Genomic DNA, 23,360 nt, shown 5'->3' on the forward strand with positions numbered 1-23,360 from the left:
CCCGCTGGCAACCGGAGATCCCATGGTCAATAACCTTACCAACTCGTCTTACGACTACCTCATCGTGGGGGCCGGCTCTGCTGGCAGCGTCCTTGCCAACCGGCTCAGTGCAGACCCTGCGATCCGCGTATGCCTGATCGAAGTCGGCGGCAGTGATGCCAGCCCACGCGTGCAGACGCCTGCTGGCACCATCACCTTGTACAAGAGCCCGAGGTTCAGCTGGAATTACTTTTCCACACCCCAGAAGGAACTGAACAACCGCCAGCTCCACTGTCCCCTCGGCAAGGCCCTGGGTGGCTCGGCCTCGATGAACAGCATGATTTACATTCGTGGCCATGCCAGTGACTACGACCGCTGGGCAGAATCAGGCTGCCCGGGCTGGAGCTGGCAGGATGTACTGCCCTTTTTCAAGAAGTCGGAGCGTAACCTGATTGGACAGGACCCGACACTCCATGGTCAGGAGGGCGAGTTACTGGTCGACGCTGCCAAAGATCCGAATCCGTTTTCCCGGCGCTTTGTGCGCGCCGCCCGTAATATTGGCCTCCCCGTCAACGATGACTTCAATGGTGCCACTCTGGAAGGTTGCGGTATCTACAACCTGACCCAGAAAAACGCCAAACGCCTCTCCAGCTACCGGGCCTTTGTTGCGCCTGTGCTGACACAGCGCCCAAACCTTCAGGTTATGACCGGTTGCGAAGTCGATAGCCTGATACTTGAGGGTAATAGCGTCCGGGGCCTCAAACTGCAGCATCAGGGCGAAACCCTGAGTTTGCATGCCAACCGCGAGGTTATCCTGTGTGCCGGTTCCATTGGTTCTCCGGCCATTCTGCTGAAATCCGGTATAGGCCCTGAAGCTGAACTAGCTCAGGCCGGTGTGACCAGCCGTCACCACCTTCCGGGCGTGGGCAAGAACCTGCAGGACCATCTCGACGGTCTGGTCACCGTGCGCTCCTCCAGCAGTCAAACTCTGGGCTTTTCGCTGGGATCCCTGCCCGCGGTACTGACCTCGCCCTTCAAGTACTGGCTCCAGCGCAAGGGCTGGCTGACAACCAATTACGTGGAAGCCGGCGGGTTTGCCAAAACCCCGCTCAGTCAGGATCTGCCCGACGTCCAGTTCCATTTTGTACCGGGTTACCGCAGCCATCGCGGCCGTCTTTTCGAGTGGGGCCACGGCTATGCCATTCATACCTGTGTACTGCGCCCCAAAAGCATCGGCGAGCTGAGACTCAATGCCAACCGGGAACTGGAGCTGGATTACAACTTCCTCGCCAACAAGGAGGATGCCCGCATCCTCATTGAAGGCATACGTCTGGCCCGGAAAATACTGGCTGATACCGAGTTTGACGGCTTCCGTGGCACAGAGATGCTGCCGGGCGCAGAGGTACAAAGTGATGAGGAACTGCTCGCGTACATACGCGAGCATGCTGCGACCGTTTTCCACCCCGTCGGCACCTGCAAAATGGGGCAGGATGAGAGCGCCGTGGTGACGCCCGACCTGAAAGTCAGGGGAATCGACAATCTGCGCGTTGCAGACGCCTCGATCATGCCGACTCTGGTCAGCGGCAATACCAATGCCCCCTGCATCATGATTGGCGAAAAAGCCGCCGACCTGATTCTGAACCCGGAGCCACTTGGCGGTTCAGCGCCATCGCAACAGACACAGCCAGCGGCAGACCTGCCCACCAAGGAGCCGGCATGACCTTTTCCATCGCCGGCGTTTGCCCGGATACCGGCATGCTGGGATGTGCCATCAGCTCATCCAGCATCGCCGTTGCCAGCCGATGCGCCTTTGTTCGTACCGGAACCGGTGTCGCACTCAGCCAGAATGTGACCAATCCGAACCTGGGCACCATGGCACTGGACTATCTGCAGCGGGGGCACTCGCCGGATCGCGTCATGCAGCTGCTGCACCAGGCTGACCCTCACATCCAGTGGCGCCAGCTGGGCCTGCTAAACGCCCGGGGAGAAGGCCTCACGTTCAGCGGCCAACACTCTCTGGGTATCCACTGCACCCAGGTGAACCAGAACTGTCTTGCGATGGGGAACCTGCTCGCCAATGAAGAGGTGCCCCAGGCCATGCTGGATGCCTATCTTGGCAGTACAGGGCACCTTGCCGACCGCCTCCTGGCAGGGCTGTCTGCCGGTCTTGAAGCCGGAGGTGAAGCAGGGCCGGTACATTCGGCGGGCCTTATTCTTTGCGCGGAGCCGCTTTGGCCGGTGGTGGACTTAAGGGTGGACTGGCACATAGATCCGATCCATGAGCTCAACATGCTCTGGCGCACCTATGCGCCCCAGATGCAGGCCTATATTACCCGTGCAGAAACCCCGGCAGATGCCGAGCGGTACGGGGTTCCAGGCGACGAATAGACTCAATGCAAAGGCCCGCGAGGCCCCGTTGCCAGAAGGGTAACGGGGCCTTTTATTCCGTCCAATATAGGTTTTTTGAATGCAGAACAGAAATTAATAATATTTTAAGAATGATATGCGCCGCCCTATGCTGAGTTCTCAATAAAAGCTTACTTATTACTCTCAGTTCAGGACGCGACATGGCGAATGCATTAACTCTCGAGATTCTTCGTAGCCTGATTGGTTTCGATACCACCAGTGCCAACTCCAACCTGGCACTGATGAGCTATATCCAGACCTTTCTCGAAGAGCACGGCGTCCAGAGTCACCTGATCTACGATCAGGAAGAAAACAAGGCCAACCTCTACGCCACCCTGGGTCCTCAGGACAAGGCGGGGGTGATGTTGTCCGGCCATACCGACACGGTCCCCGTCACCGGCCAGAACTGGCACAAAGCTCCCTACGCGCTGAGCGAAGAAGACGGTCGCTTTTACGGGCGTGGCACCAGTGATATGAAAGGCTTCATGGCGGTGGTCCTCGCAGCAGTACCCGAAATCGTCAAGCAGGACCTGCACACGCCCATTCACCTGGCGTTCTCCTACGATGAAGAGATCGGCTGTGTGGGTGTACGCCGCATGATCGATACCCTGAAACAACACCCGATCAAACCGGCGATCTGCATCATTGGTGAGCCCACCAGCATGCAGGTCGTCACCGCCCACAAGGGCAAGCTGGCCGCTCGCGTCAACGTGCGCGGCAAGGAATGTCACTCCGGCATGGCGCCCAGGGGCGTCAACGCGGTGAACTATGCCGCCCGACTGATCACCTGGCTGGAACAGCTGGCACAGAAAAAGCAGAAACTGGGCCCGTTCGAGAGCGGCTATGACATCCCCCACAGCACCGTACATACCGGTACGGTTCAGGGCGGTACGGCACTCAATATCGTGCCCAACCTCTGCTCCTTCGTCTTCGAAATCCGCAATATCGCGGCAGAAGATCCACACGCCATGCTGGCGGATTTTCGCGCCTACGCCGACGGTCTGGAGGAAGAAATGCGCCAGACCAGTGCCGACTGCGCCATCGATATCGAGATCACCACGGAATACCCGGGTCTGAGCACCGCCGATGATGAAGAAGTGGTCGCTTTTGTGCGCCGCCTCACCGACGACAGCAGCGCCGGCAACATCAACTTCGGTACCGAAGGCGGCTTGTTCAGCCAGGTGCTGGGCGTCCCCACCGTGGTCTGCGGTCCCGGCAGCATGGACCAGGGCCACAAACCCGACGAATTCATTCATGTCAGCGAGCTGGAGAAGTGTGAAACCTTCATGGCACGCCTGATGCAACAACTCACCCAATAACCGGCCGAGGCAGGCTTAACATACAACAGATGCAACCAGGCCTGAACGGGTAGATGCCCGTATCGGCCACCAACCTTCAAGTACCCACCTGAGGGTATACAATAAAAAGTGAATCAGGAGCGAAAAATGTCTGAAACCCTAACATGCACAGCTGACACCGAAAGTCAGTCGTCCAGCCGAACAGGCTTCAGCCGGGTGCTGGGCCTAGGCGCACTGCTGGCGGTTGCCGTCGGTCTCGTCGTCTCCCAGGGCGTTATGGTACTCATGCTGCAAGGCGCGGGTATCGCAGGACTTGGCTTCATCATCCCCCTTGGCATTGGCTATTTGCTGGCCCTGACCTACGTATTTTCCTTTTCTGAACTCTCATTGATGATTCCCCGCGCAGGGAGTCTCAGTAGTTATACCGAAGTGGCCATCGGGCACTTCCCCGCCATCCTGGCCGTATTCTCCGGGTATGTCGTGGTCGCCATGTTTGCCCTGTCGGCGGAACTCCTGCTGGTCGACTTCATCATCGACAAGATCTACCCGGGTGTATTCCCCCACATGTCGCTTGGCTTTGGCCTGCTGGCGGTATTTACCGTCCTCAACCTGATGGGCATCGACGTCTTCGCCAAACTGCAGTCAGCCCTCGCCTTCATTATGGTCGTGGTCCTGCTGCTGCTCGGCATCAGTGCAGTTGGCGGCTTCGGTTTTGCCAACCCGCATCCAGAGGGCATCGATCTGACCTCAAACTGGAACCCGCTGGGCAGTGAAGTGATCACCCTGACGGCGCTGGCCATCTGGGGCTATGTGGGCGCCGAGTTTGTCTGCCCGCTGGTAGAAGATGCGAAAAAACCGGAACGCAATATCCCCCGTGCGATGATCATCGGCGTTACCGTAATCTTCGCCACCATTGCCATCTACTGCCTGGGTGCGCTGTTCTACATCCCCGCAGACGACCTGGCGGCATCCCCGCTGCCCCATTACGACTTCGCCAAGGCCGTGTTTGGTGATGCCGGCCTGATCTTCCTGGCTGTGGCAGCCATCACGGCCACCTGCAGCACCGTGAACACCTCACTGGCCGCCATTCCGCGCATGCTTTACGGCATGGCACAAAACGGCCAAGCGTTTCCGCAGCTGAAAAAGCGCATGCCCGGAACCAACACGCCCTGGGTTGCAGTACTGTTTGTTTCGGCCATCACGGGTATACCAATGCTGATACTGGGCAACAACCCGGATGCCGTTGGCCTGCTGCTGATCTCTGCCGCCATCGCCTGGCTGCTCGCCTACATCATTACTCATATCAATGTGATGGTGCTGCGCAAGCGCTACCCGGAGCTCAAGCGCCCCTATAAAACGCCGTTCTACCCGCTGCCGCAGATTCTCGGTATTGCCGGTATGGCTTACGGTGTCTACTACGCCTCTCCGGCACCCGAGTTAACCACACAGATCTTCACTGCAGCCGGCGTTGTACTGGGCATTGTTTCAATCATTGGCGTCATCTGGGTGAAGCTGGTAATGAAGAAAGATCTGTTCAAGCCTGAACCTATCGAGAAGGTACTGAACGCGGAATAACCTGGCCGAACCTGTTTCAGGCTGTTTACCCCTTGCCCCGCATTGTTGGGGCAAGGGCCGTTTGGTTAATACGCCCTTGGATCAGTTTTTATAATCCTAGATAGCAAAAAATTATATTTTATTTATAGCTTAGCTCTCAGTAAGTTTGTAGGTGAGAAGCAGCTAATAATAGAAATTCAGGAGTACTCTCGAAAATGCCCAACAAGCAAAAGACCGACATGCAGCAAGTGTGGCAGCAGGACAGAGACCACTACATTCATCCATGGACCGACTTTTCTACTTTTAAAGAAGAAGGCTCTCTGGTTTTGGCCGACAGCGATAACGTTCACGTCAAAGATGGCGAAGGACGTGAATACCTGGACGGTATCGGGGGTCTCTGGTGCGTCAACATCGGCTATGCCCGTGAAGAGATGGCACAAGCGATTGCCGATCAGGTACGCCAGATTCCGTATTACTCCTGTTTTGGTCACCATACCACCGTGCCGGCTGCCCAACTGGCAGCCAAACTGGCTGAGCTGGCACCGGGCAACCTGAACCACGTGTTCTACGGCTGTGGTGGTTCTGTTGCCAACGATACCGCCGTTCGCATCATCCACTTCTACTTCAACCAGCTCGGCAAGAAGAGCAAGAAGAAGATCATTTCACGCATCGACGGCTACCACGGCAGTACCTATATGGCCATGTCGATCACCGGCGTGAAGTTCGACCATATCGGCTTCGATATCGACGAGCAGCTGGTATCCCACATCTCCTGCCCTAACCCCTACCGTCGCACTGCAGGCCAGAGCCTGGAAGAGTTCTGTGACGAGAAGGTACAGGAGCTGGAAGACAAGATTCTGGAACTGGGCCCGGACAATGTAGCCGCGTTCTTCGCCGAGCCGATCATGGGTGCCGGCGGCGTTATCGTTCCGCCCGAGGGTTACCACAAGAAAACCTACGACGTATGTAAGAAATACGGCGTCCTGTACGTATCCGACGAGGTGGTTACTGCCTTCGGTCGTCTGGGCCACATGTTCGCATCCGAAGCCGAATTCGGCATCGTGCCGGACATCATCACCTGCGCCAAGGGTCTGACCTCCGGCTACCTGCCGCTGGGTGCGACCATTCTGTCTGATGACATCTATGAAGTGATCAGCAAGCCGCAGGCGGATGGCGCCCTGTTCACCCACGGTTTCACCTACTCCGGTCACCCGGTGAGCTGTGCCGCGGGTGTGAAAAACATCGAGATCATGGAACGCGAAAACATCTGCGGCCATGTGAAGGATATGGGTCAGTACTTCGAAGATCAGGTCAAAACCCTGATCGACCTGCCGATCGTGGGTGATGTACGTGGACGCAAGTTCATGATGTGCCTGGAGAACGTGGCAGACAAGGAAACCAAGGAACTGATCAACCCGGACGCGCGCGTGGGTAACCGCATCGCCGACCACTGCCAGGCACGCGGCCTGATCGTGCGTCCGCTGGCACACATGAACGTGCTGTCTCCGCCTCTGACACTGAGCAAAGAGAATGTCGACTTCCTGGTCGCCACCCTGCGTGAAAGCATTCTGGCCACCATGGAAGATCTGAAAGCAGACGGCTATCTCTGATAAGCCCGCACTGCACGATCAAGGAGGAGCCTCAAGGCTCCTCTTTTTTGTCTGTAATACCGAAACACACCGCGCTCAGCGCATACGTTGAGGACCCTGTATGAGTTTCAATATGCGTCGCCTTAACCGCAACACCGCCGACTTTGATCAGGTACTGGACCAGCTGCTGGCTTGGGAAAGCGTATCTGACACCAAGGTCAACCGCATCGTCGACGAAGTCATTGCCCGCGTTCGCGCCGAAGGCGATGCCGCACTGGTGGAATACACCAACCGCTTTGACCGTACCTCCGCCACCAGCATGCAGGAGCTGGAACTGGGACAAGCCCGTTTGCAGCAGGCGCTGGCTGGTCTGCCGGCTGACCAGCGTGAAGCACTGGAAGTAGCTGCTCAGCGTGTACGTGATTACCACCAGCGCCAAAAGGACGAATCCTGGCGCTACACCGAAGCTGATGGCACCCTGCTGGGCCAGCAGATCACTCCTATGGACCGCGTCGGCATCTACGTGCCCGGCGGCAAGGCAGCCTATCCATCATCCGTATTGATGAACGCCATTCCGGCCCATGTAGCGGGTGTGGACGAGATCATCATGGTAGTGCCAACGCCGGATGGCGTGCTGAACGAACTGGTGCTGGCGGCTGCGGCACTGGCCGGAGTCAATCGCGTGTTTACCCTGGGCGGTGCTCAGGCGGTTGCCGCACTGGCCTACGGTACTCAAACCGTTCCCCGTGTGGATAAAATCGTCGGCCCCGGCAACATCTTCGTGGCCACGGCCAAGCGTGCGGTATTCGGCACTGTGGGGATCGATATGATCGCCGGTCCATCGGAAATTCTGGTGATCTGCGATGGCCAGACCGACCCGGACTGGATCGCCATGGATCTGTTCTCCCAGGCGGAGCACGATGAGGATGCCCAGTCGATTCTGATCTGCCCGGATGCGGACTATCTTGATCAGGTGGAAGCCAGCATCAATAAACTGCTGCCCACCATGGAACGTCGCGAGATCATCGAAATGTCACTGCAGAACCGCGCCGCGCTGATTCAGGTGGAGAATCTGGAACAGGCCGCCGAGCTGAACAACCGTATCGCACCCGAGCATCTGGAGTTGTCGGTGGAAGACCCTGAAGCCCTGCTGCCGCTGATCCGTCACGCCGGTGCCATCTTCATGGGACGCTACACCGCAGAGGCGCTGGGCGACTACTGTGCCGGCCCCAACCACGTGTTGCCCACGTCCGGCACGGCACGCTTCTCTTCGCCGCTGGGAGTGTATGACTTCCAGAAGCGCTCGTCACTGATCATGTTCTCCCCTGAAGGCGCGTCCGCGATTGGACCTATAGCGTCTTCACTGGCGCGTGGCGAAAGCCTGACGGCCCATGCGCGTTCGGCGGAGTACCGTATCAAGCGCTAAGCCCGGAGCAGTGCCCGGCAGTATCCCGCCATCTAGCCGGGACTGCCGTTTTTCAGAGGAGCCCCGTGGCTCCTCTTTTTTATGCCACTGCCGCCTTTACCCACACCTTGGTGTCATGGAACACCGCACCGCCGGCAGGGGCTGCCGCTTCTGCGCTGGTGAGGGTATTTATGCCCCGGCCATCCACAAAGGCGCTGTTGGGCCAGATGCCCTCCACAATCACGACACCTTGCTGCACGCCGGCAAACAGATCCACATGCACCTTCACCTGCCCCTTGTGATTGCCCAGGCATATCAGGTCACCGGCTTCCACACCCAGACTTTGCGCATCCTCGGGATGGAGCATGACGGTGGGCCGTTTCTCCTTGCGCTGTGACCCCGGAGTTTCGGTGAAGCTGGTATTAAGAAAGGTACGCGCCGGGGCGGTTACCAGCCTGAAAGGATGTTCTGCATCCGCCCCATCGATCAAGGCAACATGGTCCGGCAGCGAGGGCAAACGCCCTTCCCTGTCCCCTAATGCCTGCCAGTCGGCGCGGAAGTGGAAGCGCTTGTCCGCATGGCCAAACCCGTCCAGGAAGTGCGCCGTCTCGAACGGCAACGAACAGTCGATACCCTGGCGACGGTGAATCTCATCCGCGCTGGGCAAACCACCTCCCTGTAGCGCCTGATCCACCAGCGCCAGCGCATCCACCTCAAACAGAGGGTCACGCACACCCAGCCGCTGCGCCAGCTGACACACCAGCCAGTGGTTGCTGCGACACTCGGCGTAGGGTTCGATCACTGCCTTGCTCACCTGAAGATGGGTATGGCCACTGGCCGTGTAGATATCATCATGTTCCAGAAAGGTAGTCGCCGGCAGCAGAATATCGGCCATGGCCGCCGTTTCCGTCATCATCTGCTCATGCACGACAACAAAGAGGTCATCACGCATAAAGCCCTGATGCACCAGCGCCGATTCGGGCGCAACCGCCATGGGGTTGGTGTTCTGGATAAACAGCGCCTTGACCTCGGGGCCTGTGCCCAGATCTTCACGATCACCGGTCAGCACCGGGCCAATACGCGACATGTCCAGCATACGCACCTTGGGGTCACGCAGGGCCAGACCATGCAGGGGCGTACGGTCAATCTGATGATAGAGCCCGCCATTTGAGTAGAGTGCACCGCCGCCCCGATACTGCCAGGCACCGGTCAGCGTAGGCAGACAACTGACCGCATGCATATTGGCCGCCCCGTTGCGGGAACGGCTGAAGCCATAACCTACGCGAATGTAGCTTTTGCGGGTGCGGCCGTAGAGGCGGGCAAGGTCGACAATCTGCTCGGCACTGACGCCGGTAATCGCGGCAGCCCAGTCCGGTGTTTTCGTGCTCAGGTGCTGACGTATGTCAGCGTCAAAGTCACTGTACTTGGCCAGGTAGTCCTGATCATCGAGACCATCTGCCAGAATCTGCTGCATCATGGCGCAGGCCAGAGCACCGTCGCTGCCGGGCTGGAGCTTGATATGCAGGTCTGCCTGTTTGGCGGTGGGCGTTTCATAGGGATCGATCACCACCAGCTTGGCACCCCGCTTGCGCGCCTTGGCAATGTGGGTCATCACGTTGATCTGGGTATGCACGGGGTTACCGCCCCAGACCAGAATCAGTTCGCTCTCCTCGATCTCCATCGCATCCACGCCGCGGACGACTCCCACACCCGCTTTCCAGCCGGCGTTGGAGATGGCCACGCAGATGGTTTCCTTCTGTCCGGAGTAACCCAATGCATGACGCAAGCGGTGTGCCGCCCCGCGCTGTGCCCAGCCCATGGTACCGGCGTAGAAATATGGCCAGATCGCTTCAGCCCCGAACTGGTCGGTGATCTGCTGAAAACGCGTGGCGATGCTGTCCAGCGCTTCGTCCCAGCTGATGGGCTCGAATGAGTCCAGTCCCACGCCTTTGGGACCGACACGTTTCATCGGCTGTGTCAGTCGTTCGGGATGGTGAACGCGCTCGGCATAGCGTGCCACCTTGGCGCAGATGACACCGTCGGTATAGGTATTGGCCTTGCTGCCATGGATACGCCCGATCTTCTGCGGCGCCAGCTTTTCCACCTCCAGCGCACAGGTCGATGGGCAGTCGTGGGGACAGACTGCGTAGTGGTGGCTGGTTTCCTGTTTCCCGTTCGTCATCAGCATACCTTTCATGAACACGTTGCCGGCACGGCTGGCCTTGGATAGATCACAGTCTAGCGGAGCCACTGGCTGAAACAAACGGCACCCGCACCGACCGCCAAAACGAAAAAAGGCTCCATACGCAACGCATGGAGCCAAACACCTCGGATGAGATGAAGTTTTTAGCAAGCTTGGTCGGCCACCGACGGCTGTCGGTGGCCGGAATGGATCAGCCCAGTTTGATCCAGGTGGTTTTCAGCTGGGTAAACTTGTCCAGCGCGTGCAGGGACAGGTCGCGGCCGAAGCCGGACTGTTTGTAACCGCCAAAGGGTGTGCAGAAGTCCAGGGCATCTACGGTATTGACGGAAACGGTACCGGCTTTCAGCTCGCGGGAGACGCGGTGCGCGCGCTTCAGACTTTCCGTCCACACCGATGCCGCCAGGCCATAGATGGAGTTGTTGGCGATGGCGATGGCTTCCTCTTCGGTGTCAAAGCTCATCAGCGCCGCCACCGGCCCGAACACTTCATCACGTGCGATGTTCATCTCTTCGGTCACACCATCCACCAGGGTCGGTGCCACATAGTTGGTGCTTTCATCACCCACACCGCCGGTGAGGATGCTGGCCCCCTGGGCCTCCGCTTCGGTGATGAAGTTGCGTACGCGGCGCGCCTGGTTGCTGTCGATCAGCGCACCCACCTGAGTATCCGGCGCCAGCGGATCGCCTACTTTCATGGAGCGAGCCTTGGCAGCAAATTTCTCGACAAACTCGTCCTTGATGCTGCTCTGAATCAGGATACGGGAGTTGGCAGAACACACCTCGCCCTGATTGAAGAAGATACCCATGGCAGCGCTTTCAACGGCGGCATCCAGATCACAGTCGGCAAAGATCAGGTTCGGGCTCTTGCCACCGGTTTCCGGCCAGACCGGCTTCATGTTGGATTCAGCGGAGTAGCCCATCAGCAGCTTGGCCACGGCGGTGGAGCCGGTGAACGTCAGGCAATCGACATCCTGGTGCAGACCCAGCGCCTTGCCGACCACCTGGCCGTGCCCGGTTACCACGCTCAGTACACCGTCCGGCAGGCCGGCTTCTTTAGCCAGCTCAGCCACACGCAAAGCAGTCAGCGGAGACTGTTCGGCAGGCTTGAGGATAACGGAGTTACCGGCGATCAATGCCGGGGCCAGTTTCCAGGCCGCGATATCCAGCGGGAAGTTCCAGGGAATGATCGCCGCAACGACACCAATCGGCTCGCGGGTGATGGTGGCCAGGTTGTTGCCATCGGTCGGAGCCACTTCACCGTAGAGTTTATCCACAGCCTCGGCATACCACTCGAAGCAGGCGGCAGAGCCCGGAATATCCAGATTCAGCGTGTCCTGAACCGGCTTGCCCACGTTCAGGGTTTCCAGCAGCGCCAGTTCTTCCACGTTTTCCATGATCAGCGCAGCCAGTTTCTTGATCACGGCCTTGCGCTGCGCCGGCGCGGCACGGGACCAGTCACCGGCTTCAAAGACACGACGGCCTGCAGCAACGGCGGCATCCACATCTTCCGTGGTACAGGCTGCGGTCTTGGCCAGCAGTTCGCCGGTGGCCGGGTTAATGGTGTCATAGGTGTCGCCGTTGCTGGCGTTCACAAAAGCACCGTCTATGAAAGCCTGAGTTTTCAGCTCGATCTGCTGTTGTTTTGAGAGCCAGTACTCTTTGGTCTGTACAGTCATATTTTACTCCGTTGGCTACCGTATTAGACGGCTTTACTTATTTGGGCCTGTTTCCGCATGCGTCGCGGAGCGGTCATGTTGTCGATGCTGAGTACTTCATCCAGTTCAGCCGGGCTCAACAGCCCCTCGGCCAACACCAGATCACGTACGCTGGCACCGTTGGTCACGGCCTGCTTGGCGATACGACTTGCATTATCGTAGCCAATATAGGGATTGAGCGCGGTGATGATGCCGATACTGTTATTGACCAGATCCAGACAGCGCTCACGATTGGCGGTGATACCGCGGATGCATTTGGACGACAGGGTGTTAATGGCCCGGATCTGCAGACGCAGGGACTGCAGCACGTTGAAGGCCAGCACCGGCTCCATCACATTCAGCTGCAACTGGCCCGCTTCGGCCGCCAGCGTCACTGTGATGTCATTGCCGATCACCTGGAAAGCGACCTGGTTTACCATCTCCGGTATTACCGGATTCACCTTGCCCGGCATGATGGAGCTGCCCGGCTGCATCGGCGGCAGGTTGATCTCCTGCAGACCGGCACGGGGGCCGCTGGACAGCAGGCGCAGGTCGTTGCACATTTTGGACAGCTTTACCGCATTGCGCTTGAGCACACTGGAGAAGGTGACAAAAGCGCCCATATCGGAGGTGGCTTCGATCAGGTTGCGCGCCCGCACCAGCTCCTTGCCGGAAATGTTGGACAGCTCCTCAATCGCCAGACTGGAATATTCCGGGTCGCTGTTGATGCCGGTGCCGATGGCGGTGGCGCCCAGATTGATCTCGCGGAAGTATTCAAGGACATCCTTGGCTTCTTCGATATCTTCTTTCTGTGTTGCATACCAGGCATCAAACTCCTGCCCCAGGGTGATCGGCACCGCATCCTGTAACTGGGTACGGCCCATTTTCACCACATCGGCAAACTCCACCGCCTTCTGTTTCAGCTCGTAGCAGAGCCCCGACAGGGCTTTCACATATTCGTCATGGCTGAGCAGAATCCCCAGACGGATGGCCGTGGGATAGACATCATTGGTGGACTGGGACAGGTTGACGTGATTATTGGGGTGCAGGTGCTGATATTCGCCCTTGGCGTGCCCCATCAATTCAAGCGCGCGGTTGGCAATCACCTCATTGGCATTCATGTTGGTCGAGGTGCCTGCCCCGCCCTGAATCACGTCGACCACGAAGTGATCATGCCACTGACCGTCGATAATTTCGTCGCAGGCGGCACTGATTGCGTTCGCCCGCAGTTCATCCAGCAGCCCCAGCTTGAAGTTGGCCCGTGCCGCAGCCTTTTTAACCATGGCCAGCGCCGTAACCAGACGCGGAAAGTGCTGTAGCTGAATGTCGGTGATGGCAAAGTTTTCCATGGCACGCAGGGTCTGAACGCCATAATAGGCCTGCCGGGACACCTCACGCTCGCCCAGCAGATCCTTCTCCAGCCGCACGCCGCTCGCCGCGCTCAGCTGGGCCATCGCCCGGTCTCGGGCAGCAGCCAGATTCATCAGCGGCGTCATCAGAACACCTGCTGCCACGGGCTGGCGGAGCCAGTCTCGCAGCTGCTTCAGGTCCAGCATCAACACCCGGGCAGGGGCTGTGGCAACCAGCAAGCCGGCCGGTTCGATGCTGCGGTAGAGGGCCTCCAGCGCGGTGCACAGCACCGGCGCCTGCAGACATGTACTTTGACCGTCCAGCTCCAGCTGACATTCACCTTCCAGCAGAATCAGCAGATGATCGGGCTGCTGCGCCAGGTTGATGCGAGCGCTTCGTTTCAGCTCTTTCAGCTGGCTCAGACCCAGCAACGAGGTGAACTCGCTGTCGGGCAGAGATTCACACTGCAGAACGGTCTTGATGGTTTTTTTGTTATTGGCGTTCATATCGGTTCCGGATGCGCGGCTGCATCGCTTGAGGCTGAATGGTCCTGCCGCACACTGAATGTGAGCATGCGGCACGAGAAATCCTGAGAATCAGCCTAAGAAGGGCACCAATATTTGTAAAATACTATTAATTTTGCGTTTGCATTAATTTTTCGTATGCAACGCCGGGACCGTTGTGATCACTGCGGTTCGGCCCACTCCAGGCCAGGCACTCAAGCGCGGGACAGACTGTTGGCCGCGAAGATGGCGTCAGACATTTCATGGATCTGGGCTTCCAGCTGCTTGATAAACGCATCGGCCACCGGCGTAAGCCGCAGATCCGACAGGCGTGCCACACCCATGCGCAGCGGCCTCAGGTTCTCTTTCAAAGGCACCTGCCTCAGCTCGGTACCATCCAGCGCCAAATTGTTCGCCATCGGCGTATTGGCCAGCGAGTAGCCGAAGCCATTCCCCACCAGCCCCCTCACCATGGCAATGGACTGGGCTTCGTAGGCGTATTTCGGCTCCAGTCCCAGGCTCAGGAACAGCGAGAAGAAGTATTCCCGGCTCATGGGCCAGTCCAGCAGCACCATCGGATGCTCGGCCAGCTCTTTCAGGGAGACCTCTTTCTGGTTAGCCAGCGGATGATCAACGCCCAACACCGCGTAGGGGGGAAACTCGATCAGCGGATAGAACTCGACTTCGGCCGGCAGCTGCAGGTCGTAGGTGAGCGCCAGCTCATACTTGCCGGTGGAGAGGCCCTGAATAATATCCTTCTGGTGGATTTCATCACATTGAACACGGGCGGATGGATAGGCACCCTGGAAACGCTTGATCAGCCCCGGCAGCAGAATCGGGGTGAAAGTAGGAAAACCGGCAATCTTGATTGAGCCCGCCACCTCTTCGCCCAGGGCACTGGCGTAGTGCGCCAGCCCGTCGGCTTCAGACAGCAACTGTTTCGCTTTGCGCATGAACTGTCGCCCCGGCGAAGTTAATGACAACCCCTGGGCATGATGGCGTATAAACAGTTGCAACCCCGTCTCTTCCTCCAGATGCAGGATTGCGGAGGAGATGGAGGGCTGGGATACATGCAGCGCTTCCGCTGCCTTGGTGACACTGTTGAAGTCACCGGCGGCGACAAAGTAGTGAAGCTGCTTAAGAGTAAATCGCATGGTTTTCGTCTCTTATTGTTGTAGTGGCCGCCTGCCCCTGCCTATGCAGCGGTAACAGCTGCACTTATAGCATAAAGATTCCCATGGCAGGACGAAAATTGAATCAGTAAAACCTATGCATGGATAGCCTGAACATTCCACTTCTGCACTATAGACCCCGCCGTAGCTGAATTCGTTTTTTTAATGCTGTCATTAAATTAATAATATTTTAACAATCCAAAACCATCCCATAGGCTTAATCCAACTCAGGAAGCACGCCTGACCACTCCTCGGATGGCTGGCCCGCCTCACTGAACCGCCCCTTTCCATGAAGGCCCGAATCGCAACACAGGATGCAAAAATGACAGCTACAAAAACAGAGATTGATACGCTGGTTGTAGGCGCTGGTCAGGCCGGCGTAGCCATGAGTGAACACCTTAACAAGCTGGGTGTCCCTCACCTGGTGTTGGAGCGAAACCGTATCGCAGAACGCTGGCGTTCAGAGCGCTGGGACTCACTGGTCGCGAACGGCCCGGCATGGCATGACCGTTTCCCGGGACTGGAATTTGAAGGCTTCGGCCCGGACGACTTTGTCCCCAAGGAAAAAGTGGCCGACTACTTCGTCGAGTACGCAAAGAAGTTTGAAGCCCCCATCCGCACCGGTGTTGAAGTCAAAAGCGTCACCCGCAACAGCGACCGTCCCGGCTTTACCGTTGAAACGTCTGAAGGCGTGATCCAGGCCAACCGTGTTGTCGCGGCAACCGGCCCCTTCCAGAAGCCGTCTATCCCGCCGATTGCGCCGAAAGACGACCAGATCACGCAGATGCATTCTGCCAACTACCGCAACCCCGAGCAGCTGCCTGAAGGGGGTGTACTGGTGATCGGTGCCGGCTCCTCCGGTGTCCAGATCGCCGATGAACTGAACCGTGCCGGCAAGGATGTCTACCTTTCCGTCGGTGCCCATGACCGCCCGCCGCGCTCCTACCGCAACCGTGACTTTGTCTGGTGGCTGGGTGTGTTGGGTCTGTGGGATCTGGAAGCGATGAAGCCGGGTACCGAGCATGTCACCATCGCCGTGACCGGTGCGCATGGCAACAACGGCACCGTGGACTTCCGTGAGCTGGGCGCCCAGGGCATCAACCTGGTGGGCCTGACCGACAGCTTCAACAACGGCAACGTCAAGTTCGCGCCGAACCTGGTGGAAAACATCAAGCGTGGCGATGAGAACTACCTGGAGCTGCTGGATGCAGCTGACGCCTACATCGAGCGTAACGGTCTGGACCTGCCGGAAGAGCCGGAAGCACGTCGCATGCTGCCGGACCCGGAGTGCATGACCAACCCGATTCTGGAGCTGAACCTGGCCGAAGCCGGTATCAAGACCATCATTTGGGCCACCGGCTTCAGCGTGGACTACAGCTGGCTGCAGGTCGATGCCTTTGATGACAACGGCAAGCCCCAGCATCAGCGTGGCGTCTCCACCGAGCCGGGCGTGTACTTTGTTGGCCTGCCCTGGTTGTCCCGTCGTGGTTCTACCTTCATCTGGGGTGTATGGCACGACGCCAAACACATCGCCGACCACATCGCGACCCAGCGCAAATACCTGGAATACCAGGACCCGACCCAGCGCCAAACCGAACAGGGCTGAGTGTAGGCGGCGGGTCGAAAGACCTGCCGCATTGTTTCACCAGGAACCCAACAACCCGAGAGAATGCCGATGCCTACACATACTCGAATTCGCATGTTCAACACCAAGGAAACCTACCCTAACCAGACGCTGGACAACGACCTTTGCCAAGCCGTCAAAGCGGGTAACACCGTCTATGTTCGTGGCCAGGTCGGCACCGACTTTGAAGGCAATCTGGTAGGCCTGGGTGACCCACGCGCACAGTCCGAGCAGGCAATGAAGAACGTTAAACAGCTGCTCGAAGAAGCGGGTTCCGACCTGTCTCATATAGTGAAAACCACCACTTACATCACCGATCCGCGTTTCCGCGAGCCGGTTTACCGTGAAGTCGGCAAATGGCTGAAAGGCGTATTCCCGATCTCCACCGGTCTGGTTGTGGCCGGCCTGGCCCAGCCCGAGTGGCTGATGGAGATTGACGTGATTGCCGTGATCCCGGACGACGAATAAGGAGCCACCATGACGTTTTCCGTAGCCGGATTCTGCCCGGAAACAGGCATGCTGGGCTGTGCCATCAGCTCCTCCAGCATCTGTGTCACCAGCCGCTGCGCCTTCGTGGGCAGTGGTACCGGCGTCACCCTGACCCAGAACGTGACCAACCCGGACCTGGGTCCGCTGGGCCTGAAGCTGTTGGCCGAAGGCAAGACACCCGAACACGTACTGGATGCCCTGGGCGAAGCCGATACCGACGTGCAGTGGCGCCAGCTGGGCGTGCTTAACAACAAGGGTGAAGGCACCACATTCAGTGGCGAGAAGGCTCTGGGCCTGCACGCAACCGCCGTGGGCAAAAACTGCATCGCCATGGGCAACCTGCTGGAAAACGAAGGTGTGCCCGCTGCCATGACCCAAGCCTTTGAAGCCAGCGAAGGCCATCTGGCCGAGCGTTTGCTGCAGGCACTGGAAGCTGGCCTGGCCGCCGGTGGTGAGCTGGGCCCGGTCCACTCTGCCGGCCTGCTGATGTGTGCCGAGCCGCAGTGGCCGGTGGTGGACCTGCGCGTTGACTGGCATATCGAGCCGATCAATGAACTGCGCATGGTATGGAAGAACTACCAGCCGCAGATGCAGGCTTACATCATACGCGCTCTGGACCCGGACAACGCTGAAAGCTACGGCGTACCCGGCGACGAATAAGCCTGGCTCAGGTTATCCCCACAAAAACGCCCGCGGATACGGGCGTTTTTCTTTTTGCATTCACTTGGAACAGGGCTTCAGGATGCCAGGCGCTGACCGGTTTCCAATGTACCGTTGCTCTGCAATTGATCAGCATAGCTATTCAGCATTTCCACAAAGGCATTGCCTGCGGGAGTCAGTCGGGACTGCGCCAGCCGCGCAACGCCCATATTCAGCGGCATCAGATCTTCTTCCAGCTCAAGGGATACAAACTGGGTCCCGTCCAGCGCCACATTGCTGACCGCCGGGTTATTGAACAGTGAGTAGCCAAAGCCATTGGCCACCATGCCCCGCACCATACCCAGCGAGTGGGCCTTGTAGACACAGTTGGCTTCCAGCCCCTGGCTCAGGAACAGGGAGTTGAAGTATTCACGGCTCATGGGCCAGTCCAGCATCACCATCGGCAGGTCCGCCAGCTCTTTCAACGAGACAGTCTCCCGATCTGCCAGCGGATGATCCTGACTCACCACCGCATAGGGAGGCAGCGACATCAGCGGGGTGAATTCGATCGCATCCGGCAACTGCATGTCATAGGTGATCGCCAGCTCATAATCGCTGTTGAGCAGCCCCTGAATCAGATCGCGCTGATGCATTTCATCGCAGTTGACGCTCACATCAGGGTAGCGCTCGACAAACTGCTTGAGGATGCTGGGCATCATCATCGAAGTGAAGGTCGGGAAGCCGACCAGGTTCAGATTACCGGTCACATCCTTGCCCAGGCTGTTGGCAAACTGTGCCAGCTCATCCGCTTCTTTGAGCAGGCTTTTAGCCTTGCGGTAGAACTGCCAGCCTTGCGGCGTCAGAGTCAGGCCCTGGGCATGGTGGCGGATAAACAGCTGCAGTCCGGTTACATCTTCAAGGTGATGGATAGCCGAGGAGATAGAGGGCTGGGATACATACATCAGCTCCGCGGCCTTGGTGACACTGCTGTGCTCACCGGCCAAGACAAAATACCTGAGCTGCTTGAGAGTAAAATTCATTGCCACACCTTCAACTGTTTAACAGACCGATCAGAGATGTGCTTTCGCTTCCTGCTCACAAGACAACCAGCCGGATTTAATAAATCCTATCTTGCACAAAGCACTCGATAGAAAAACCTATGCAATAAGCTTGCCCAGAATAGCTTTGTTGCAGGAATAACCAAAAGAAGAGTTTGAAAGCCCCTGAACAGGGGGCTTTGGGAGTAATACGGACAGTATGATTAAAGCGCTTGGTATTTCAGAAAGTGTGGACGGACCCCATTACGCACCAAAATAGTGCCACCGAACCACTATTGAACACTGAGACCATCACGCCAGCTGATGAATATTCCTTTCCGGTTTCAAACTGAACAGACAACCGTTGAGGTCAACAATCAGGCGACTCAGGGCCTGGTAGCAGTACTAACCCCTTCTACCTCAATCACACTGTTTGCGTTGGCTCTTTCTATGATCTTCAACAGAACCGTTTGGATGCTCTCGTCTTCCCGCACATCCGTTTTCGATGTAAAACGCTGCTCCTGGGGTTCTGCGCCTTCTTCCTCAATGTACTGGATGGCAACCTCCGTTGCCTGCTCAGGTGTTTCACCGAAATAGGCAAGGGATACCAGTGGATACCCTTTAAAGCCCCGGTTGATCTTTTTCGCTATTCGCTTTTTTGCTTTCTCTACGTTCATTCGAACCTCGGATGGTGAAAAACTGAAGAAATTAAAGCGTCACATTGAAGCTTGAGACAGGAGCACGGTTTTGAGCCAACGCACCTCCTCTATGATTTCGACTCAGTGTCAGACGGGCGCAAATGAATCTGCAGCCCCATCAGGAAGTAGCGGAGAATCTGGTCCTTGCACACGCGGTAGTTACGGGCACCGGGCTTGCGGAAAAACGAACTTAGTTCGGGTTTGCTCAAACCAAACTGCGCCAGTTTGCAGATGTCGATGATCTCTTCCGCTTTCAAGTTCAGAGCAATGCGCAGCTTTTGGAAGATCATGTTGTTGCTCAGTTTTTCTTCCGGTTCGGGCTGCTCGCCTTCCCGTTTGCCACGCTTCAGGTTGATCAAGCCGTTCAGGAATATGGCCAGCTCTTTATCGCTCATTTTGATGAACTGCGCATCGTCGTCTTTTTTGAGCCAACCGCTGACCTGCTTGCCCGTTACGCTATGGTCCGCATGCGCGAATATGTCGACCATTGCATGATCTTTAAAATCAAACGCATACCGCAGGCGGCGCAAAACATCATTATTATCCAAAACAGATCCTGATCTTGTGAGCCCGGCCTTATCACGATGATGACCGGTGTTGCGCCGATGTTAACAAATTCCCATCCAGCGCGTTTGAAAGCAGGCCTACAGGCAGGCAGTGCGCTCCTCAATGCACTCGTAAGAGCCCATTTCGAACTCACGGCAGATCCAGGGCCGGTTTTCGTAAATCGTGCACATGAAGGTGTCCCTGTCCAAGGCGGCACACCAGCCATCGTCCAGCCTCAGCATCGTCTCACCGCCATACTCATCCCGCGAGATGAATTTTTCCGGCACGGGTGCATCGCAGATAATCAACACCTCCAGACGGCAGCAACAGGCTTTGCAGTTCGAGCAGGCAACGTCAGTAGAGGTATCTTTAATCGGTATAGTCATCAACAGGCTTATCAGCCTCACTCATAAGGGTTGGTTTATCCACAGGCTGGAGCTGACCGGCCGTCACCGATCCGACTCCAGCCGTTTGCCCAACCCCACCACATTATCGTTGCCGTAACCCAGCGCATCGTAAAAGGCGATCACCGCCGTGTTGGTGCTGCGTACCTGAAGGTTAATCTTGGGACAGCCCTTCTCGCGCAACCGGGCTTCCACTGCCGCCATCATCGCCTGTCCATAGCCCTTGCGCTGATGCGAAGGCTTTACCGCCAGGTAATTGATCCAGCCTCGATGACCTTCATAACCGCCCATTACCGACGCAACCACTTCGCCATCCAGTACGCCCAGCAGGAACAGATCGGCCCCCACCTGAAGCTTGCGGTCGATATCCTTGTTGGGGTCATTCTGCAGCACCACCAGCCCACACTCGGTCCAGAGCGCAATCAACGCCTGACGGTGTTGCTCTGCAAAAACCTCAATCTGCATATTAGCCATACCAGCAATCAGTTGAAGGTCTGCAGATAAAGCGCTTCCACCTTATCCCGCGCCCACTGGGTTTTGCGCAGGAACTTCAGTGACGACTTGATCGATGGCTCGTTGTAGAAGCAGTTCACATTGATCTCATCGTAGAGGCCATCCCAGCCATAGTGTTCGACCAACCGGGTGAGAATCTTCTCCAGGGTCAGTCCGTGCAGAGGGTTGTTTGGCTGTTGCTGGCTCATAAGGGGTGTCCGTTGATGTGTGTGGCTGTAAGTCTATTCGGTTCTGTGGGGAGGGACAAAAGAAGTGGGGTTAAAACCCACTCTCCGTTTCCCATTAGCAACCGCCACCTGAGCCACCATCACAGCCGCCATCTGAACCCCAACCACTTGAGGGTAGAATCACGCCATTACCGCCACCCGAGCCTCCGCCCCTGCCAGGCAGCCATTGAATGAACAGCCCGAAGATACCGCAACCGACAATCATAGCCAGTGGCAGCCACTCAATTGTGGATGTTTCTCGGTAGCTGGTAATGACAGAATCGAGCGTGATGGCAGCAACTATTATGTAGACCAACCATCCAAATACACTGATTCCCAGTTTTATAGACATTACAAATCCTTTTGTAACCAGATGCTATGCAGATAAGTCAGCAACGCATGGTAGAGGCCACCATGCGTTGTGCAGATAAATAAACGCTTTTCATTTAGTTCACAAATAGTAAACATGGGGCTTGTGGTTTCCCAAAGGGAAAACACCCTCACAGCCCTCAGCTTGCATACGTACCGAACGACGGCACAGCTCTTTTTCGATACGCCGCCTCGGGCGTGTCATGAACAAGTTCACCCACCCCTTGGGTGCAGAATCGAGTTTCAGTCGTTTATGATTACGAGTGTATCTCCTTTTTATACGACCATTTTCATCACGGTCTTTTGCTTTGTTTTTATCAGACATTCTTATCTCCCAGGTTTGTGAATACCTAGAAGATGTCTTGAGAGTAGTAGCTCATCAGGCCTCCTGAATTAATAGCGTTTCACACGATCATTGAAGTGTAGTTTGGAACCCGGCTTTGGGAACAGTTACAACCCGAAGCTTCATAAAACATGAAAGAGATCACCTGGCACACTAATCACTCTGGCAATGCTGTTCCCAGCCTTCACGAGACATACGATAAATACGCACAGGCCTGCCGTGAAACTCTTGCGTGCAGTAATCCCTGAACCCCGATTTTTCGGTGACACGCACAGACGCCAGGTGCTCGGGTTCGATGATGACCACCACCGACTCGGAGTGCTTTTGCTCAAAGGCATATCGCATAACACCCTGCGCCGCCTCAGTGGCAAAACCCTGATTCCAGTATCGTTGCGCCAACCGGTAGCCCAGATTGATTTCCTCTACTTCATCCACAAGCTCAGGGCCTACTCCACAGAAGCCTATCAACGTACCTGTTCCCTTCTCAATCAGCGCCCAAGGCCCGACGCCATAGGATTCGTAACACTGGAGGCACCAGTCTATGAATTGACGCGTAGCCTCTTCATCGCAGACACCACGAAGTGAGTACTTCATCACCTCCGGGTCACTGAGTATTTCTGTCAGTGCAGGGACATCTTCATGATTTAAGGACCTGACGATCAGCCTTTCCGTTTCGAACAGTTGCACGTTGATCTCCTTATTCAGTGCCAAAGACTAGCGTCAGCTTACCGAGTTGATAACCGATGAAATAGTAACTTTCAGATAGAAGCATTTTCGCCTTTGAGCTGAAACTCTTGTAGCGACTGGTCGTTGTAGGTGATGGCAAGGCATGCAGGCCGATATCCTCAGCCATCGTCATCGCACGTTTCATATGAAGAGGGTCACTGACCAGCAGTACAGTCTCAATCTGGTGTAAGGACAAAAGCTCATTGGCAAACACCAGGTTTTCACGCGTGATGGTGGACTTGTCTTCAATCAGGATTTGGTCCGCTGGAATACCTTGTTTGATTGCATACGTCCTTGCCACCGCTGCTTCTGAGTGCGTGTCACCATCTCCCACACCACCGGTAAAAATAAGCGTAGATACCTGATTTTCACTGTGCAGTTTGATTGAGTGCTTAATTCGTTCTTCAAACACAGGCGAGGGATCGCCACCCCAAACAGCAGCCCCCAATACAATCGCAGCATCAGCCCTCGCATCAGTGGACTCGAACGAATAGAGGTAGACCGATGACATCACATATAGCGGGTATGCGATTATTACAACGCATAACAGCGTAACAATTTTCTTCATTACCCATCCTTGGCAGTACGTGAATCAAGAGCGGGGAGCTTGCGAA

The 23,360-nt window shown here is 56.7% G+C and carries 23 protein-coding genes; 9 read left to right on the forward strand and 14 right to left on the reverse strand.

Annotation, left to right across the window (positions count from 1 at the left end):
- The first annotated feature begins 22 nt into the window (after positions 1-22).
- The 6 genes from O3C79_RS00260 (at position 23) to hisD (ending at position 8,252) form a co-directional block, all read left to right on the forward strand.
- Positions 23-1,699 carry a GMC family oxidoreductase gene (locus O3C79_RS00260; RefSeq protein WP_494384401.1) on the forward strand — a complete coding sequence of 559 codons (1,677 nt, stop codon included), beginning with the start codon at positions 23-25 and terminating at the stop codon, positions 1,697-1,699.
- The gene (locus O3C79_RS00265; protein WP_494384402.1) at positions 1,696-2,367 is read left to right on the forward strand and encodes a DUF1028 domain-containing protein; all 672 of its coding nucleotides are present in this window, start codon (positions 1,696-1,698) and stop codon (positions 2,365-2,367) included. The genes O3C79_RS00260 and O3C79_RS00265 overlap by 4 nt, the downstream gene beginning before the upstream one ends.
- 179 nt (positions 2,368-2,546) lie before the next feature.
- On the forward strand, positions 2,547-3,704 hold the full coding sequence (gene argE / locus O3C79_RS00270; RefSeq protein ID WP_494384403.1) for an acetylornithine deacetylase: 1,158 nt from the start codon (positions 2,547-2,549) through the stop codon (positions 3,702-3,704).
- Between the two features lie 126 nt (positions 3,705-3,830).
- Complete coding sequence (locus O3C79_RS00275; RefSeq protein ID WP_494384404.1) at positions 3,831-5,258, forward strand: APC family permease; 1,428 nt, start codon at positions 3,831-3,833, stop codon at positions 5,256-5,258.
- Positions 5,259-5,452: 194 nt separating this feature from the next.
- On the forward strand, positions 5,453-6,847 hold the full coding sequence (locus tag O3C79_RS00280; RefSeq protein WP_494384405.1) for an aminotransferase: 1,395 nt from the start codon (positions 5,453-5,455) through the stop codon (positions 6,845-6,847).
- A 100-nt stretch (positions 6,848-6,947) separates the two neighbouring features.
- Positions 6,948-8,252, forward strand: coding sequence for a histidinol dehydrogenase (gene hisD, locus O3C79_RS00285; protein ID WP_494384406.1), 1,305 nt, complete (start codon positions 6,948-6,950; stop codon positions 8,250-8,252).
- Between the two features lie 79 nt (positions 8,253-8,331).
- Here hisD and O3C79_RS00290 read toward each other — a convergent pair whose 3' ends face one another.
- The 4 genes from O3C79_RS00290 to O3C79_RS00305 all read right to left on the reverse strand — a co-directional run bounded on the left by O3C79_RS00290 (position 8,332) and on the right by O3C79_RS00305 (position 15,134).
- Positions 8,332-10,413: a molybdopterin-dependent oxidoreductase gene (locus O3C79_RS00290; RefSeq protein ID WP_494384407.1), complete on the reverse strand. Its 2,082-nt coding sequence runs from the start codon at positions 10,411-10,413 to the stop codon at positions 8,332-8,334.
- A gap of 211 nt (positions 10,414-10,624) precedes the next feature.
- Entirely contained in the window at positions 10,625-12,109 is a 1,485-nt protein-coding gene (locus O3C79_RS00295) for an aldehyde dehydrogenase (protein ID WP_494384408.1), read from the reverse strand.
- Between the two features lie 23 nt (positions 12,110-12,132).
- Positions 12,133-13,983, reverse strand: coding sequence for an aspartate ammonia-lyase (aspA, locus tag O3C79_RS00300; protein WP_494384409.1), 1,851 nt, complete (start codon positions 13,981-13,983; stop codon positions 12,133-12,135).
- Between the two features lie 212 nt (positions 13,984-14,195).
- Positions 14,196-15,134, reverse strand: a complete 939-nt coding sequence (locus O3C79_RS00305) for a LysR family transcriptional regulator (protein WP_494384410.1) — start codon at positions 15,132-15,134, stop codon at positions 14,196-14,198.
- 340 nt (positions 15,135-15,474) lie between these two features.
- Here O3C79_RS00305 and O3C79_RS00310 point away from each other — a divergent pair, with 340 nt between their 5' ends.
- From O3C79_RS00310 to O3C79_RS00320, 3 genes are all read left to right on the forward strand, one after another.
- Entirely contained in the window at positions 15,475-16,758 is a 1,284-nt protein-coding gene (locus O3C79_RS00310; protein WP_494384411.1) for a flavin-containing monooxygenase, read from the forward strand.
- 69 nt (positions 16,759-16,827) lie between these two features.
- Complete coding sequence (locus O3C79_RS00315) at positions 16,828-17,244, forward strand: RidA family protein (protein WP_494384412.1); 417 nt, start codon at positions 16,828-16,830, stop codon at positions 17,242-17,244.
- 9 nt (positions 17,245-17,253) lie between these two features.
- Positions 17,254-17,925, forward strand: coding sequence for a DUF1028 domain-containing protein (locus O3C79_RS00320; RefSeq protein ID WP_494384413.1), 672 nt, complete (start codon positions 17,254-17,256; stop codon positions 17,923-17,925).
- Between the two features lie 77 nt (positions 17,926-18,002).
- On the opposite strand, the gene O3C79_RS00325 is transcribed toward O3C79_RS00320, so the two are convergent.
- The 10 genes from O3C79_RS00325 to O3C79_RS00370 form a co-directional block, all read right to left on the reverse strand.
- A complete protein-coding gene (locus tag O3C79_RS00325; protein WP_494384414.1) occupies positions 18,003-18,944 on the reverse strand; it encodes a LysR family transcriptional regulator in 942 nt (313 codons plus the stop codon).
- 383 nt (positions 18,945-19,327) lie between these two features.
- Positions 19,328-19,618 (reverse strand): hypothetical protein, encoded by a 291-nt coding sequence (locus O3C79_RS00330; RefSeq protein ID WP_494384415.1) that lies wholly within the window; start codon positions 19,616-19,618, stop codon positions 19,328-19,330.
- Positions 19,619-19,707: 89 nt separating this feature from the next.
- Complete coding sequence (locus O3C79_RS00335) at positions 19,708-20,187, reverse strand: YehS family protein (protein WP_494384416.1); 480 nt, start codon at positions 20,185-20,187, stop codon at positions 19,708-19,710.
- 96 nt (positions 20,188-20,283) lie between these two features.
- On the reverse strand, positions 20,284-20,571 hold the full coding sequence (locus tag O3C79_RS00340) for a YkgJ family cysteine cluster protein (protein WP_494384417.1): 288 nt from the start codon (positions 20,569-20,571) through the stop codon (positions 20,284-20,286).
- 63 nt (positions 20,572-20,634) lie between these two features.
- Complete coding sequence (locus O3C79_RS00345; RefSeq protein WP_494384418.1) at positions 20,635-21,054, reverse strand: GNAT family acetyltransferase; 420 nt, start codon at positions 21,052-21,054, stop codon at positions 20,635-20,637.
- Positions 21,055-21,071: 17 nt separating this feature from the next.
- Positions 21,072-21,290, reverse strand: coding sequence for a VF530 family protein (locus O3C79_RS00350; RefSeq protein WP_010321648.1), 219 nt, complete (start codon positions 21,288-21,290; stop codon positions 21,072-21,074).
- Between the two features lie 94 nt (positions 21,291-21,384).
- Positions 21,385-21,660: a hypothetical protein gene (locus tag O3C79_RS00355; protein ID WP_494384419.1), complete on the reverse strand. Its 276-nt coding sequence runs from the start codon at positions 21,658-21,660 to the stop codon at positions 21,385-21,387.
- A gap of 99 nt (positions 21,661-21,759) precedes the next feature.
- A complete protein-coding gene (locus O3C79_RS00360; RefSeq protein WP_494384420.1) occupies positions 21,760-22,002 on the reverse strand; it encodes a hypothetical protein in 243 nt (80 codons plus the stop codon).
- Between the two features lie 171 nt (positions 22,003-22,173).
- Positions 22,174-22,707 (reverse strand): GNAT family N-acetyltransferase, encoded by a 534-nt coding sequence (locus O3C79_RS00365; RefSeq protein ID WP_494384421.1) that lies wholly within the window; start codon positions 22,705-22,707, stop codon positions 22,174-22,176.
- 10 nt (positions 22,708-22,717) lie between these two features.
- On the reverse strand, positions 22,718-23,314 hold the full coding sequence (locus O3C79_RS00370; protein WP_494384422.1) for a YdcF family protein: 597 nt from the start codon (positions 23,312-23,314) through the stop codon (positions 22,718-22,720).
- Between the last annotated feature and the right edge of the window lie 46 nt (positions 23,315-23,360).

Source organism: Marinobacterium sp. NO-S09 (assembly GCF_059179545.1).

What these genes read in the sequence shown, in the direction of transcription:
- O3C79_RS00260 (WP_494384401.1), top strand. Translation starts at nt 23, where the DNA reads ATGGTCAATAACCTTACCAACTCGTCTTACGACTACCTCATCGTGGGG.
- O3C79_RS00265 (WP_494384402.1), top strand. Translation starts at nt 1,696, where the DNA reads ATGACCTTTTCCATCGCCGGCGTTTGCCCGGATACCGGCATGCTGGGA.
- argE (WP_494384403.1), top strand. Translation starts at nt 2,547, where the DNA reads ATGGCGAATGCATTAACTCTCGAGATTCTTCGTAGCCTGATTGGTTTC.
- O3C79_RS00275 (WP_494384404.1), top strand. Translation starts at nt 3,831, where the DNA reads ATGTCTGAAACCCTAACATGCACAGCTGACACCGAAAGTCAGTCGTCC.
- O3C79_RS00280 (WP_494384405.1), top strand. Translation starts at nt 5,453, where the DNA reads ATGCCCAACAAGCAAAAGACCGACATGCAGCAAGTGTGGCAGCAGGAC.
- hisD (WP_494384406.1), top strand. Translation starts at nt 6,948, where the DNA reads ATGAGTTTCAATATGCGTCGCCTTAACCGCAACACCGCCGACTTTGAT.
- O3C79_RS00290 (WP_494384407.1), bottom strand. Translation starts at nt 10,413, where the DNA reads ATGACGAACGGGAAACAGGAAACCAGCCACCACTACGCAGTCTGTCCC.
- O3C79_RS00295 (WP_494384408.1), bottom strand. Translation starts at nt 12,109, where the DNA reads ATGACTGTACAGACCAAAGAGTACTGGCTCTCAAAACAACAGCAGATC.
- aspA (WP_494384409.1), bottom strand. Translation starts at nt 13,983, where the DNA reads ATGAACGCCAATAACAAAAAAACCATCAAGACCGTTCTGCAGTGTGAA.
- O3C79_RS00305 (WP_494384410.1), bottom strand. Translation starts at nt 15,134, where the DNA reads ATGCGATTTACTCTTAAGCAGCTTCACTACTTTGTCGCCGCCGGTGAC.
- O3C79_RS00310 (WP_494384411.1), top strand. Translation starts at nt 15,475, where the DNA reads ATGACAGCTACAAAAACAGAGATTGATACGCTGGTTGTAGGCGCTGGT.
- O3C79_RS00315 (WP_494384412.1), top strand. Translation starts at nt 16,828, where the DNA reads ATGCCTACACATACTCGAATTCGCATGTTCAACACCAAGGAAACCTAC.
- O3C79_RS00320 (WP_494384413.1), top strand. Translation starts at nt 17,254, where the DNA reads ATGACGTTTTCCGTAGCCGGATTCTGCCCGGAAACAGGCATGCTGGGC.
- O3C79_RS00325 (WP_494384414.1), bottom strand. Translation starts at nt 18,944, where the DNA reads ATGAATTTTACTCTCAAGCAGCTCAGGTATTTTGTCTTGGCCGGTGAG.
- O3C79_RS00330 (WP_494384415.1), bottom strand. Translation starts at nt 19,618, where the DNA reads ATGAACGTAGAGAAAGCAAAAAAGCGAATAGCGAAAAAGATCAACCGG.
- O3C79_RS00340 (WP_494384417.1), bottom strand. Translation starts at nt 20,571, where the DNA reads ATGACTATACCGATTAAAGATACCTCTACTGACGTTGCCTGCTCGAAC.
- O3C79_RS00345 (WP_494384418.1), bottom strand. Translation starts at nt 21,054, where the DNA reads ATGCAGATTGAGGTTTTTGCAGAGCAACACCGTCAGGCGTTGATTGCG.
- O3C79_RS00350 (WP_010321648.1), bottom strand. Translation starts at nt 21,290, where the DNA reads ATGAGCCAGCAACAGCCAAACAACCCTCTGCACGGACTGACCCTGGAG.
- O3C79_RS00355 (WP_494384419.1), bottom strand. Translation starts at nt 21,660, where the DNA reads ATGTCTATAAAACTGGGAATCAGTGTATTTGGATGGTTGGTCTACATA.
- O3C79_RS00360 (WP_494384420.1), bottom strand. Translation starts at nt 22,002, where the DNA reads ATGTCTGATAAAAACAAAGCAAAAGACCGTGATGAAAATGGTCGTATA.
- O3C79_RS00370 (WP_494384422.1), bottom strand. Translation starts at nt 23,314, where the DNA reads ATGAAGAAAATTGTTACGCTGTTATGCGTTGTAATAATCGCATACCCG.